This is a genomic window from Micromonospora matsumotoense (genome assembly GCF_900091525.1).
GTDB classification, from domain to species: Bacteria; Actinomycetota; Actinomycetes; order Mycobacteriales; family Micromonosporaceae; genus Micromonospora; species Micromonospora matsumotoensis.
Genome location: NZ_FMCU01000014.1, coordinates 29,806 through 43,007, shown reverse-complemented (window position 1 = coordinate 43,007; position 13,202 = coordinate 29,806). Strand labels below are relative to the sequence as shown.

At 72.2% G+C, this 13,202-nt stretch carries 11 protein-coding genes and 1 pseudogene; 5 read left to right on the top strand and 7 right to left on the bottom strand.

What is annotated here, in order from left to right; genetic code table 11:
- Positions 1-110 precede the first annotated feature (110 nt).
- From GA0070216_RS23595 to GA0070216_RS23570, 6 genes are all read right to left on the bottom strand, one after another.
- Positions 111-1,853: a substrate-binding domain-containing protein gene (locus GA0070216_RS23595; RefSeq protein ID WP_091250367.1), complete on the bottom strand. Its 1,743-nt coding sequence runs from the start codon at positions 1,851-1,853 to the stop codon at positions 111-113.
- A gap of 169 nt (positions 1,854-2,022) precedes the next feature.
- Positions 2,023-3,054: a lactonase family protein gene (locus GA0070216_RS23590; RefSeq protein WP_091250365.1), complete on the bottom strand. Its 1,032-nt coding sequence runs from the start codon at positions 3,052-3,054 to the stop codon at positions 2,023-2,025.
- 150 nt (positions 3,055-3,204) lie between these two features.
- Positions 3,205-3,807, bottom strand: a complete 603-nt coding sequence (locus GA0070216_RS23585) for a GTP-binding protein (RefSeq protein WP_091250362.1) — start codon at positions 3,805-3,807, stop codon at positions 3,205-3,207.
- Positions 3,788-4,177, bottom strand: coding sequence for a DUF742 domain-containing protein (locus GA0070216_RS23580; RefSeq protein WP_091250360.1), 390 nt, complete (start codon positions 4,175-4,177; stop codon positions 3,788-3,790). The genes GA0070216_RS23585 and GA0070216_RS23580 overlap by 20 nt, the downstream gene beginning before the upstream one ends.
- Complete coding sequence (locus GA0070216_RS23575) at positions 4,167-4,589, bottom strand: roadblock/LC7 domain-containing protein (RefSeq protein WP_091250357.1); 423 nt, start codon at positions 4,587-4,589, stop codon at positions 4,167-4,169. The genes GA0070216_RS23580 and GA0070216_RS23575 overlap by 11 nt, the downstream gene beginning before the upstream one ends.
- A 12-nt stretch (positions 4,590-4,601) precedes the next feature.
- Positions 4,602-6,926, bottom strand: coding sequence for a sensor histidine kinase (locus tag GA0070216_RS23570; protein WP_091250353.1), 2,325 nt, complete (start codon positions 6,924-6,926; stop codon positions 4,602-4,604).
- A 422-nt stretch (positions 6,927-7,348) separates the two neighbouring features.
- On the opposite strand from GA0070216_RS23570, the gene GA0070216_RS23565 reads away from it, so the two are divergent.
- From GA0070216_RS23565 to GA0070216_RS23550, 4 genes are all read left to right on the top strand, one after another.
- Positions 7,349-7,942 (top strand): hypothetical protein, encoded by a 594-nt coding sequence (locus GA0070216_RS23565; protein ID WP_091250348.1) that lies wholly within the window; start codon positions 7,349-7,351, stop codon positions 7,940-7,942.
- A 13-nt stretch (positions 7,943-7,955) separates the two neighbouring features.
- A complete protein-coding gene (locus tag GA0070216_RS36650) occupies positions 7,956-9,032 on the top strand; it encodes a hypothetical protein (protein WP_091250345.1) in 1,077 nt (358 codons plus the stop codon).
- Between the two features lie 250 nt (positions 9,033-9,282).
- The gene (locus tag GA0070216_RS23555) at positions 9,283-9,486 is read left to right on the top strand and encodes a hypothetical protein (RefSeq protein ID WP_245722668.1); all 204 of its coding nucleotides are present in this window, start codon (positions 9,283-9,285) and stop codon (positions 9,484-9,486) included.
- A 75-nt stretch (positions 9,487-9,561) separates the two neighbouring features.
- Positions 9,562-9,945 (top strand): hypothetical protein, encoded by a 384-nt coding sequence (locus GA0070216_RS23550; RefSeq protein ID WP_091250341.1) that lies wholly within the window; start codon positions 9,562-9,564, stop codon positions 9,943-9,945.
- A gap of 276 nt (positions 9,946-10,221) precedes the next feature.
- Here the strand turns inward: GA0070216_RS23550 and GA0070216_RS23545 are convergent, their stop codons facing one another.
- Positions 10,222-12,024 (bottom strand): glycoside hydrolase family 6 protein, encoded by a 1,803-nt coding sequence (locus tag GA0070216_RS23545; RefSeq protein ID WP_091250338.1) that lies wholly within the window; start codon positions 12,022-12,024, stop codon positions 10,222-10,224.
- A gap of 546 nt (positions 12,025-12,570) precedes the next feature.
- Between GA0070216_RS23545 and GA0070216_RS35680 the strand changes: the two are divergent.
- A pseudogene (locus GA0070216_RS35680) lies at positions 12,571-13,202 on the top strand (hypothetical protein); the annotation flags it as partial.

Here is a 13,202-nt window from a genome sequence, read left to right as displayed (position 1 = left end):
ATTGCTTCGGACGCATTACTGTCAGCTTTCCTTCGCCGCTGAGGGGGACAAACCCCACCACCGCACCGATTCTCACCCGGCGCACCGACCCTTTAGCACTGTGCGAGGGCTCAACGCGGTGCATTCGGACGCAACGCGATGGCCTTCAGGAAGATGTCACCGATCTTGGAGGGGTCCTCGGTGACGAACGCCCCACCACCCGTGACGTTGGTGATCGACTGGAGTTCGGTCTTGGAGACCTCGCTGCCGATGCCGATGACGACCACCTGCACCGGACGCTCCGGGTCGTTGAGCTGCTTGAGCCGGTTGATCAGCGCGCTCTGGGAAATGCCGTTCTTGTCCTCGTTCTTACCGTCGGTGAAGAGCACCACCGAGTTGACCCGGCCGGGTTCCCAACCGTCCTGGACCGTCTTGTACGCCGCCAGCATGGTGTCGTACAGGCCGGTGTCGCCGCTGGACGGGCGGATGCCGGCGAGCCCCTGCTCCAGCTTGCCCCGGTTGCCGGAGAGCGGGTTGATCGGCTCGATCTCCCGCCAGTCCCGGGAGCCGACCAGCTCGGTGGAGAACGTCCACAGCCCGATCGACCAGGAGTCGTCGAAGAGGTTCAGGCCCCGGCTGGCCGCCGCCACGGTCACCTGTTCCCGGCTGGCGTTGTTGGCCGACGGGACGGGGGCCTTCATCGAGCCGGAGACGTCGATGACGCAGAGCATCCGTCCCGACTGGGTGGCGATCGACCAACCGGAGACCGCACGGTCTATGGCCACCGGGTCCAGGCCGCCCGCGGCGGTCCCACCGGCCGGCGGCACCGCCGTGCCACCACCGGCCGGGCTCGGCGCGCCCTGCGGCGCCTTGAAGCCGTCACCCCAGTTGCCGTCCGGGGCACGCAGCGACTGGACGGCCAGCCGGTTCTTGAAGCCCTGCGTGGTGAGCAGTTCGAAGAGCACCTTCGCGGCCGACGCCTTGGTCTGGTCGATCCCGGGGAGCACCGCGTACGGGTAGTCCAGCGGCATCGGCGACGGCTCCAGATAGAGCGCGGCCAGCGGAATCGGCGGCTTGGTGTTGTTGTACGCGATGACGTCTTCCTCGGAGAGCGCGGCAGCCCCGAGCGCGCTGGCGATGGACGTCGGGTCGTTGGAGCGCGGGAACCGGGCCAGCAGGTCCTGCCGCAGCGCCGAGCGACCGGTGGCCAGTGCCCGTAGGGCGGCCGTGGTCGCCTGCTGGGCGTCGCCGCCCCCACCGCTGGCCGCCGCGGTCAGGGAGAGCAGGCCGGAGAGCCCGGCGGCGTCCTGGGTCGGCTCCACGATGCCGGCCCGCAAGGGCTTGTCGCTGCGTACGGCGCGCAGCATGTCGTTCCAGGTGAGCTTCTTGTCCGGCCAGCCGAACTTGGTGGCGGCCACCGGCTGCGGCATGGCCACCACGACCGGGCTGCGGGCGATCGAGGCGCCGTTGCCGGGCGCGAACGCGGTGGCGCCCCCGCTCTTGAGGCGCAACAGCCAGGTCGACGAGTCCGGGATCCAGACGTCGGGGGTGACCGCGGTGCCGCTCGCCTGCCCCACCCCGGCGAGGCTCGCCCCGTGCTTGCTGGCCACTGCGGCGGCCACCTCCACCGGCTCGGAGGCGGTGACGTTCACCTTGATGCAGGTGCCACCGACCGCCGCGCCGTCGGCCACCCACTGGGTCGCCGCCGCCTCGACGGCCGGCGCGACCTCGGGCGCGGCGGCCACGCCGAGTTGGATCTCCCCTGAGCAGGACGAGCCGGCCAGCTGCTGGTAACCGACCCAGGAGCCGCCGACCACGACGACGAGCGCGGTCGCCGCTGCGGCGGCGCCCGCTCCACGGATACTTGAACGCATGCGATGGCGGCCTGACACGCTGACCATCTTGCGTATCTCGTGCGCTTACTGCCACAACCGTTCGGACGAAAGTTACGCAGGAGAAACAGTTGATCACTATTTTCGCACTCTGCGTAATCGGGTCGTCTCGTGACGTGGCGCTGGTCCACCCTGGATAACCGGGGTTTCGTCAGGGCAGCACGCAGGTCGGGCTGGGGGTGGGCACCGGCTCGCCCACCGGCGACGGCACGCCCGAGTCGGGGTCGACCCAAAACACCCGAATCATGTCGGCCCGTTCGTCGGCCACATAGAGGTGCCGCCCACTCAACGCGAAGTGCCGGGGCCACTCCCCACCGGTGTCCACCTCCTCGACCAGCCGGGGCAGGTCCCCGTCGAGGGCGAAGACCGCCACCGTGCCCACCCCGCGATTGCCCACGTAGAGGAACCGGCCGTCCGGCCCGACGGTGATCTCCGACGGTTGGACGTGGCCGGCCCGCGCGCTGGCGTCCACCCGACCCCGCTGGTGCAGGACCCCCTCGGCGGTCACCTCGTAGGCGGTCACCGTCGCGTCCAGCTCGCCGGCGAGCCAGCAGCGCCGCCCGTCGGGGTGCCGGGCCAGATGCCGGGGACCGGTGCCGGGGACCGTCCGCACCCGGGGGGCGCGCGGCGTCAGCCGGCCCGACGCGGCGTCCAGGTCGTACCGGTAGATCGAGTCGGTGCCCAGGTCGATGGCGAGCAGCGGGCCGGTGCCCGGATCGGGTGACACCATGTGACAGTGCGCCTGCTCCTGACGCTCCGGGTCCGGGCCGTGCCCCTGGTGGACCACCAGGTCGGTACGCTCCCCGGGCACCCCCCGCTCGTCCAGCGGCAGGACGGCGACGCTGCCCCCGCCGTAGTTGGCGACGAAGAGGTGCCCGCCGTCGGGGGCGACCGCCAGGTGTGCCGGCTCGGCACCCCCGGTCGACCACACCCCCAGCGGGGCCAGCCCGCCGTCCGGGGCGACATCGAAGGCGCTGACCTGCCCCTCGGGCAACTCGTTGACCGCATAGAGCACCGGTCGGGAGGGGTGGCGGACGAGGAAGGACGGCGCCGGGGTCGCCGCGACCGTGCCGAGCAGGGTCAACTGCCCCGACTCCGGGTCACGCCGGGCGGCGACGATGCCCTCCCCGCGCCCACCCGTCTGTGCCGTGTAACCGCCGATGTGGACGATCGTGCCCGTCACCGAACCACCCTCCGCCGAATCCTGCCGTCGATCTCCAGGCTTCCCGGAATCACCGGCTGTCACCCCTGATTTCCCGGTTCTCCTCACCCCGACGCGGGTGACCCGGGTGCCAGGTCGACCACCATGTGGTCGCCGGGCCGACCGGGCCGGTCAGCCCACCGGCACCGGTTCCCCACGCTGCCGGGCCACGTGCTCGACCAGCGAGATCAGCACCAGCTTGCCGGACTGCCGGTCCCGCGCGTCACAGAGCACCACGGGCACCTCCGGCTCGATGTCCAGCGCCTGCCGCACCGCGTCGGCACCGAACCGACGGGTGTCCTCGAAGCAGTTGACCCCCACCACGAACGGGATGCCGCGCTGCTCGAAGTAGTCGATCGACGGGAAGCAGTCGGGCAGTCGGCGGGTGTCGGCCAGCACCACCGCGCCGAGCGCGCCGAAGGCCAGCTCGTCCCAGAGGAACCAGAACCGGTCCTGCCCGGGGGTGCCGAACAGATAGACCTGGAGATCGTCGGTGATGGTGATCCGACCGAAGTCCATCGCCACCGTGGTGGTCGACTTGCCCTCCACCCCGGAGAGGTCGTCGGTGCCGACGCCGGCGTCGGTCAACACCTCCTCGGTCTGCAACGGCCGGACCTCACTGAGCGCGCTCACCAGCGTCGTCTTGCCGGCACCGAAACCACCGGCAATGAGGATCTTGAGGGCCAGGGGCAACCGGGCCGGTGAGGGGTCGCGCTCAGAGCGCACGTAGTCCACTGACCACCGCCTTGAGAATGTCGTTGTCGGGAAGGCCGGCGGCGGCCGGCGGTTCGTGCACGGTGACCAGCCCACGGGCGAGCAGGTCACCGAGGAGGACCTGGACCACCCCGAGGGCGAGATCCAGGTCGGCAGCGAGATCCACGATCGCCACCGGTTGCCGGGCGTACTCCACCAACCGACGGTGCTCGGGTTGGAGCCCCGGCTGGCCGTACGGGTCGACGCCCGCCGCAGCCAACACGAAGGCCACCAGGTCGAAGCCACCGACGGCGGGCCGCACCCGACCGCCGGTGAGGGTGTACGGACGCACGACCGGCCCGGCCGCGCCGTCCAACCACTCGTGCTGGTGACCCGGCTGCTCAGCCCGCATCGGCGATCCCCGCCGCCGCCCGGGCCGGCGCGGTCAGGTTCTCGCCGACCCGGACGACCAGCATCGCCATCTCGTACGCCACCAGCCCGATGTCCGCGTCCGCCGCGCAGGCCACCGCCAGACAGGCGCCCTGCCCGGCGGCGGTCACGAAGAGGTAGGCGTCCTCCATCTCCACCACGGTCTGCCGGACGCCACCGGCGGCCAGTTGCCGGCTGGCACCCTTCGCCAGGCTGGAGAAGCCCGACGCCAGCGCGCAGAGGTGCTCGGCGTCGGAGCGGTCCAGCTCGGCGGAGGCGCCGAGCAACAGGCCGTCGGCGGAGAGGATCACCGCCTGCCGGGCCGCCGGCACCCGCTCCACCAGCTCGTCGAGCAACCAGCCGAGATCGGCGTTCTGCCTTGTCGTGTGCACCACTAGGCGTCCCTCTCAGTCGCGGTCGAATCGGGCGTCGCCGCCGGGCCGGCCGACGACGGTGGCGCACCGACACCGTCGGGCCGTCCCGGCTCGTCGCCGACGGTCGGGGCGGGGCGGCGACACCGGGTGGACACCGCTGCTGTCCAGGCGTCCCCGGGCGGTACCGGCCTGGAGAGCCGACATCTGCCGGCGTACCTCCTCGGGCGAGCGTGCGGCGGGCGCGTCCTGGCCGGCCGGGGGGTGCGGGTGGGCGACCGGCCCCCGGCGGCGGACCCGGCGGGGCAGGCCGTCGCCGTCGGAGGCAGCCTCCACCGACGAGGTACGGGCCGGAGCGAACGGCGGCACCGTCTGTTCCGGCCGTTCCCGGGTGGTCCGGACGGTCCGCGGTCGGGGCAGGGTGGTCAGCCGGGACACCGACGCCGCCGGACGGTCCCGGGCCGGCGGCACGATCGGCGGTTCCTCGGTGATCAGGTCGGCGGGGACGCGCACCAGCGCGGTGAGCCCGACCGGGGTTCCGGCCCGCAGGGTGACCCGGACGTCGTGCCGGGCGGCCAGCCGGGACACCACGAACAGGCCGAGTCGGGCACTGTCGGCCGGATCGAACTCCGGCGGGGTCGCCAGCCTGCGGTTGGCGTCCTCGATCGCCTGGGGGGACATCCCGAGCCCGTGGTCGGTGATCTCGACGAGGTAGCCGTCGACGACCGGCGTCCCGGTCACCTCGACCCGTCGCTCGGGCGGGGAGAACGCGGTGGCGTTCTCGATCAGCTCGGCGAGCAGGTGGATGACGTCGGCGACGGCCCGACCGAGCAGGCCGGCCGGCCCGACCCGACCGATGTCCACCCGGTCGTACGCCTCGACCTCGGAGATCGCGCCGCGCAGCACGTCCAGCAGGGCGACCGGCTGTCGCCAGCCCCGCCCCGGTGCCGCCCCGGCCAGAATGACCAGGTCCTCGGCGTGCCGGCGCAGCCGGGTCGCCAGGTGGTCGACGCGGAACAGCTCGGCCAGCTCGTCCGGGTCCTCGGCGCGGCGCTCCATCCGGTCGAGCACGGCGAGTTGCCGGTGCACCAACCCCTGGCTGCGCCGGGCGAGGTTGAGGAAGACCTCGTTCAACCCCCGCCGCAGCGTCACCTCGTCGATCGCCGACCGGACCGCCACCCTGCTGACCTCGGTGAACGCCCGGCCGACGTCGCCGATCTCGTCTGCGCCGTAGGACAGCGGTGGAGCCTCCCGGGCCACGTCGACCGGCTCGCCCCGGCGCAACCGGGCGACCACGTCGGGCAGCCGGTGCTCGGCCAGCTCCAGCGCGGCGCTGCGTACGGCGGACAACCGGCGGGCCAGCGTCCGGCCGACCCGGACGGCGACCAGCAGCGACGCCACGATCGCCACGAGCCCCAGCACCCCGGCCACACCGAGCCGGACCAGGATCTTGACGGCGACCGGCACGGAACGTTCGGCCAGCCCGTCGGCCTGGCTCAGCTCGAAGTCGCGTAGCTCCTGCTGGACCGCTTCCTGACTGGCCTGCCAGGTCCGGGCGTCGACCGGCGGGACGGCGGCCGGCCCGGCGGTCAGCAGCTGCTCCTGCATGGTGCGCAGCCGGACGAACGCCTCCCCCTCCATCAGCCGCTGGTAGGCGGCCCGGTCGGCGGCCGGCAGGTCCGCCACGGACGACTCGGCGACGAACCGCTCGTTGGCGATGGTCTGCACCAGGCGTAGGTGCTCGCCCTCGGTGAACCGGCCGGTGACGAACGCACCGGCCAGCACCGCGTCGGTCTGGCCGAGCAGCTCGCGGGAACGACCGAGCGCGGTCAGGGCGAGTGCCTGCCGGTTCAGCTCCGCGTCGGGCAGCGCCGCCGTCGCGGCGAACGCCTGGAACGCCGAGGAGATCATGCCGCTGTAGAGCCCGATCGCGCCGGCCCGGTCGACCTGCCGCCGGTCGATGAACCCCCGACCGGCCGGCAGCGCCTCCAGGGCGGCGCCGAGCGCGTCCAGCCGGGCGTCGAGCAGGTCGCCGGCGGCATCCCGCAGTTGCTGCCCGGCCATCAACCGCCGCAGTTCGACGATCGCCTCGTCGGTGCGTCGCCGCTGTACGGCCAGGGCGGGCAGGGTCTCGGTGCCGGCCAGATGGATCACCGAGGCCCGACGTTCCCGTTGCAGCTCGGCCACCACCCGTTCGCCGGGCCGGCCGAAGTCCGACAGCAGGGTCCGGGCGGCGAGCAGGTCGAGAGCCGGCCCGAAGGTCAGCGTCGTGGCGAAGATCCAGAGCGCCAGCAGGGCGGCCACGGGGGTGACGACCAGGGCGGTCAGCTTGGCGCGGATCGGCCAGTCGCGGGTGTCCATGAGTCCTCGCCCGGGCGGGAGTGTCGGCGGTGACGCCGGCACCGGCCGGGCGGTTCCGGCATCGGCGCCGGGCACCGGCGCGGCACCTTGGGCAGAATACGTAATCCTGACGCTCAGCACTACCGTGCGTCTCCCGGCGTCACCACTGCGTCGTCGCCCCCGAATTGGCCGATGCGCTCCGGCGGATCGGCCCGCAACCGGGTTGATCAGGCATCGACGACACCCGGCGCAGCACCCGGCGACCCATCGGCCGGCACCGGGAACCGGCGGAAAAACGTGCGCGGCGCTACCGCCCCGATTGATCCCGCGCGGACGACGTGACCGTTTCGTCACTATCCCGTCCGGCTCCGGCGGAGGAAATTCGCCGGATCGGGATTGGTGATCAGTGCGGGGAGGGAATACCGCAGGGCGAAGGAGGAGCCATGTCGCCCACGCAGATAGTCCTACTGGTTCTCGTCGTACTGGTGGTGGCGGCGCTGGTCGCCGTGGCCGTGGTGGCCAACCGCCGGCGTGCCCTCAGGTCCCGGTTCGGCCCGGAGTACGACCGGGTGGTCGCGGAGCAGGACAGCCGCGGCGCCGCCGAGCGCGAACTGCGCGAACGGGAGCGCCGGCACGCGGAGCTGGAACTCACCCCGCTCAGCCCGCAGGACCGGGCCCGTTACGCCGCCGCCTGGGAGGAGCTCCAGGTCCGCTTCGTCGACTCGCCGGCCGAGACCGTAGGCGACGCCGACGAACTGGTCAGCCGGCTGATCGCCGACCGGGGCTACCCGACCGGGGAGTTCACCGAGCAGGTCGCCCACCTCTCCGTCGAGCACGCCCGCACCCTGACCCACTACCGGGAGGCGCACGAGATCCGGCTGCGCAACGAGCGCGGTGAGGCCGGCACCGAGGACCTCCGCCAGGCCGTCGTCCACTACCGGGCCCTCTTCGCCGACCTGCTCGGCGAGGAACCGGTCGGGCACCGCCTGGCGGAGCAGCAGCACCCGGACAGCCCGCAGGACGCCACCACCCGCTGAGGAGAACCCCACCATGCGCCAGGACGAGCAGCAGCTCAACAACGACCACCCGGAGGTCGTCCGGTCCACTCCGGTGGCGGTGCCGCGCCCGGACGCTCTGGACACCGACACCGACACCGACACCGCCGGCCGGCACGGCAGGGACCGGCACGCCGGGACGCCGGAGGACGCCCTCGACGACCGGGGCACCTTCGACGAGCCGACGGCCGCCGACGACCCGCACAGCACCCGTCCGTACCCGCTGGACGACGCCGACCGCGACGACGCGGCCGACCGGGACGGCGTGGCCGACCGGGACGGCGTGGCCGACCGGGACGGCGTGGCCGACCACGACGGTGACCGTCGGCCGGAGTTCCACGAGCCGGCTCCCCTGCCGACCGCCTTCGGGGCGACCAGCGTGGGCGACGCGGTGGCCGCGTCGGCCCTGGCCGGCGGGCGACCGCAGGACGAGCGGGACGCCCGGGACGAGGACACCGTCGCGCCCGGCGACGGGGCGCCGGGGCAGACCGGGCCGTTCGACGACGAGCGGGCCGACCCGACCGCGGCGGACCGGCTGCACGACCGGGACCGCTGGTCGTCCGGGGCCACCGACCCGCACCCCACCACGCAGGACACCGACCTGCCGGAGAGCACCACCGATCCGGACGCCACGACCGGCCCGGACACCACCGCCGACGACGGCATCGCGACCGGCCCGGACACCACCGTCGACCCGGACACCACGGCCGGCGGCGGCATCGCGACGGCGGCAGCCGGCGGAGCGGCCGGCGCGGTGGCTGCGGCGGACGCCGGTCGACCGGCCGCCGGAAACGTGCCCAGCGACGCCGCCAGCCTGTTCGAGGCGGACGCCGCGCAGGGCTTCCGGGACCGGTGGCGTGACGTCCAGCTGCGGTTCGTCGACGATCCCCGGGCCGCCGTCGGTGAGGCGCAGTCACTCGTCGAGGAGGCGATCCGGGCCCTGTCCGAGGCGCTCGCCGCGCAGAAGGAGAAGCTGGGCGGCTGGCAGGGTGCCGGTGAGGCCGACACCGAGCAGCTCCGGGTGGCGGTCCGCCAGTACCGCGACTTCCTGGACCGGGTGCTGGGTCGCTGAGCCGGCACCGGGTGGCCGGCCACCGCCGCGCGGCACCGGACCGGCACCCCGGTCCCGGTCCGGGGTGCCGCCGCTGACCGGCCACCCGACAACCCGCACCAGATCCGACGACCACCGCTGCACCACTCGACGCCCCGGCCGGAGCCACTCCCGCCGGGGCGTCGTCGGATCACCGCCGATGGGACCCGGACGGGCAGCATGAAAGGGCGGTCCGCCGCCGCCCGGCTGCTCGACATCCGTCGGGTGATCGGTGGCTGGCCTCTTCGTCGCGTACGGGGTGATCGTCGGGCTGGTCGGTCTCTTCGACTCGGCTGCCGAGATCGACAAGGCGCAGGGCGTCCGGATCAACCTGTGGGCCGGGCTGGCGATGCTGCTGTTCGGGCTGTTCATGCTGGCCTGGCAGTGGCTGCGTCCGGTGGTGCCGCCCACCACCGAGGAGGCCCGGGAGGTCTGACGGCTCCCGGCATGGCGTCGCCCGGACGGGGTACCCGGGGCGTGGGAACGCGTCTGGGGACAGGAGGGCGGCGCCATGACCGATCGTGACCGGAACCGACCGTTGGAGGAGCGCCCGGAGGTGGCCGACGCGGTGGCCGACGACACCACCGTGCCGCAGTTGGCCCGGGCCGGTGGCACCGACCCGGCCAACCCGTCGTTCGTCGAGCCGGCCGGGCGGTCGGCCACCGGTGGCCAGACCGAGGAGCTGATCGGTGACCCGTACGGGGCCGGCACCGGAGCCACCGGGACCGGCACCGGAGCCGGTGGGGACAACATCCGGACCGGGGCCGAGCAGCCCTGGGAGCCGGAGGACCTGGTCATGGCGCGCGGGCAGGACCTGACCCCGGCGAACCTGGAGCGGGCCCGCCGGGACCTGGCCGAGCTGGGCCGGGCCGCGGTGGAGCGCACCGTTCCCTGAGCCCTGCTGCGCTCTGAGCCCTGCTGCGCTCTGAGCCCTGCTGCGCTCTGAGCCCTGCTGCGCTCTGAGCCCTGCTGCGCTCTGAGCCCTGCTGCTCTGCTGCTCTGAGCCCTGGCCCTGCGCGTTGCGCATTTGCGCCCTGCGCTCCTGCCCGAGCGGCCGTGAGCACGGGCCCGGGGACACGGGTGGGCCCCCGGCCCGACCTTTCGGTCGGACCGGGGGCCCGGGTGCGCCCGCCGCGTCAGTGCCTCACTCCAGCCGCGGCGGGCTGGTTCGTCAGAGCGCCGGGTAGGCGTTCTTCATGAGCTCCTGGAACTGGGCGGAGAACCAGGCGCCGGAGATCGGCGCGTTCGGCAGGGCACCGCTCATGCTGTTGCCGTTGCGGGCGTTACCGGTGTAGGTCGGGTCGCACATCCGGTCGAAGCCCTTGCCCTCGTTGTTCGGGATGAGGGAGCTGGAGCCGTCGGACTCACCCGGGGGCTTCACCCAGACGTAGGCGTCGATGCCCGGCTCGGGGTTGGCCTTCGGCCGCTCGCCGAGACCGGCACCGACCTGGTTGCACCAGTTGCCGGCGTGGAAGCGACGGTCGACACGACCACCGTTGACGTAGGTGTCGACGCTGGTCGACGCACCCGGGCCGGTGGGCCGGGCGGTGCCGCCCCAGCCGTTACGGGAGGTGTCGATCAGCATGCCGATGTTGCTGTTGAAGCCAACCGAGACCAGCTTGGTGCGGAACGCCTGGGCGAAGGTCAGCTCGTCGACGTAGAAGTTCCAGTCGATCCACTTGGACTGGCGGACGGTCTGGCCGTTCACCGAGTCGGTGATCTTGATGTACGGCTCCTTCAGGGCGGAGTAGTTCGCCGTGTTGGTGATGAAGCCGTGCACGTAGTTCACGTTGCTGCCGGAAGCGACAGCAGCGGTCTTCAGGACGTCGGCGGTCGGGCCGAAGTTGGTGTCCCAACCCAGCCAGCCGTGGTGGCCGGCGTCGATGTAGTTGTAGACGCTGCCGATCGGGCCCAGCTTGGACAGGGCGTAGCCCACGCCGTTGACGTACGCGCCGTTGGCCTTCACCACGTCACACTGCACGGTGCCACCGGCGTTGCCGGAGGTGTTGGTGACCAGGTTCGGCAGCGAGTCGATCTCGATGATGTTGATGATCCGCAGGCTGGCGTACTTCGGGTTGCTCTGGATCGCGGCGATCGGGTCGATGTACTCCGCCTTGTAGCGCGGCAGTTCGTCGGCCGCCAGCTCACCGTTGGAGGCGAGCGCCGAGCAGTCCCGGCCGGGCAGGTTGTAGATCACGAACTGGATGTAGCCGGCACCCTGGGCGAGCGCGGCGTCCAGGTGGTCCTTGACGCCCATCGCACCGTTGGAGCTGCTGTCGGTGGTGCCGTTGATCGCGGCGATCCGGTCCAGCCACACGGCGGTCGGGTTGTTGGAGACCCGGCTGCCACCAGCCTCGGCGTCCGCCTTGGCCTTCCACTCCGGGTTCACGTAGCCCTTGACCCCGACGTACGGGTTGTCCACCTTCTGCCCCGGAGGAGGCGTGGTGGGCGGAGGCGTGGTGGGCGGCGGGGTGGTGGGCGGAGGCGTGGTCGGCGGCGGGGTCGTCGGCGGAGGCGTGGTCGGCGGAGGCGTGGTGGGCGTGACGCCACCGTTGCAGACCACCCCGTTCAGCGTGAACGAGGTCGGCTTCGGGTTGCTGCCGCTCCACGAGCCGTTGAAGCCGATGGTGGCGCTGCCCCCACTAGCGAGCGAGCCGTTGTACGACTCGTTGGTGACGGTCACGTTCTGACCGCTCTGCGACCACTTGGCCGACCAGCCCTGCACCACTCGCTGGCTGCTGTTGGGGAAGGTGAAGCCGAGGTTCCAGGAGCTGATCGGGTCACCGACGTTCCGGATGGTGATGCTCCCGGTGAAGCCACTGGACCAGTCGTTGGTGGTGTAGTCGATGCTGCACTGGGTGGCGGCCTGCGCCGCGGTGACCGGGATGGTCACGAGCCCGCCCGCGACCAGCACGCTCGCCCCGGTGATGGCGAACGCCCGGCGTCGGGCGGACAGACTTCTCCACAGATTCATGCCTTTTGCACTCCTTGGGCGAGACCGGCACCGCGTGGGGACCGGCAAGTGGCGCGTGAGCGTCCTGGGGTACGGACGACCCCGGCGCCAACGGGACATCTCGGGGGGTGCCCGACCCGGAGGACGGGCGTGGTGGTGGTGAGCTGCACCGGCCCCGTGGGACCGATCGGCGGCGACGTCGCCCGGTGCACCGGTTGCCCTCGACATCTGCCGTGCGCGGTGTGGCTCCCCGAACCGCGTGCAGCGATTCTTGCATGGGAGCGCTTCCATGGCAATGGCTCGATACCTCGCGGCAACCTGGCCGCAACGCCCGGACCGACACTCAGGCCCTGACGAGCCTATCCCCGCCCAGCTCGGCCGGCAGCACTCCAACCGCGCGTCGAGGCGGCAATGCCGACACAAGCGCTCTAGCTCTCTTAAGCCCCGGATGATCGGTAAAGCCGAAAACACGAATCTTTCCCCGAATAAGTCATGAAACCGTCTAACGTCGGTCATAGCTCGACTGTCGTCGGGCTCAGGACAACAGGGGATGGAGTGACGCAGGTCATGGCTAACAAGATGCTCGGGAAGGTTGTCGCGGGTGCCGCTCTCGGTGGCGCGTCCCTTCTGGTGTTCACGCCGGGGATCGCGTTCGCGGATGGTCACCACGACGGCGAGAGCCGGGACGGCAAGGTCATCGCCAAGCCGCACGTCGTCAAGCCCGGCGAAGAGGTCAAGCTCATCGCCATCTGCCCGGAACCGCAGGAACACGCCTTCGTCTGGTCCAAGGTCACCGGCAAGGTCAAGCTCAAGCCCGCCGAGGGCCGGGGCGAGGACCACGGCAAGGGCGAAGAAGGCAAGGGCGAGGACCACGGCAAGGGCGAAGAAGGCAAGGGCGAGGACCACGGCAAGGGCGAAGACCATGGCAAGGGCCCCGACGGCAAGGGCCCCGACGATGACGGCCCCAAGCCGCAGCCGCCGGCCGAGGGTGGACAGCCGCCGGCCGACGGTCAGGGCGGTGGCTTCATGGCCGCCGACCAGGGCCCGGACCACGGCGGCAAGGGCGAGGAGGGCAAGGGCGAGGAGCACGGCAAGCCCGGCGAGCACGCCAAGCCCGGCGCGGAGGAAGAGCACGGCAAGCCCGGCGCGGGCGAAGAGTCCGGCGAACACGCCAAGCCCGGCGCGGAGGAAGAGCACGG

Bases quoted from the DNA above. Each gene is read 5' to 3' on its own strand.
- GA0070216_RS23595 (WP_091250367.1), bottom strand. From the start codon at position 1,853: ATGCGTTCAAGTATCCGTGGAGCGGGCGCCGCCGCAGCGGCGACCGCG.
- GA0070216_RS23580 (WP_091250360.1), bottom strand. From the start codon at position 4,177: ATGCGGGCTGAGCAGCCGGGTCACCAGCACGAGTGGTTGGACGGCGCG.
- GA0070216_RS23570 (WP_091250353.1), bottom strand. From the start codon at position 6,926: ATGGACACCCGCGACTGGCCGATCCGCGCCAAGCTGACCGCCCTGGTC.
- GA0070216_RS23565 (WP_091250348.1), top strand. From the start codon at position 7,349: ATGTCGCCCACGCAGATAGTCCTACTGGTTCTCGTCGTACTGGTGGTG.
- GA0070216_RS36650 (WP_091250345.1), top strand. From the start codon at position 7,956: ATGCGCCAGGACGAGCAGCAGCTCAACAACGACCACCCGGAGGTCGTC.
- GA0070216_RS23550 (WP_091250341.1), top strand. From the start codon at position 9,562: ATGACCGATCGTGACCGGAACCGACCGTTGGAGGAGCGCCCGGAGGTG.
- GA0070216_RS23545 (WP_091250338.1), bottom strand. From the start codon at position 12,024: ATGAATCTGTGGAGAAGTCTGTCCGCCCGACGCCGGGCGTTCGCCATC.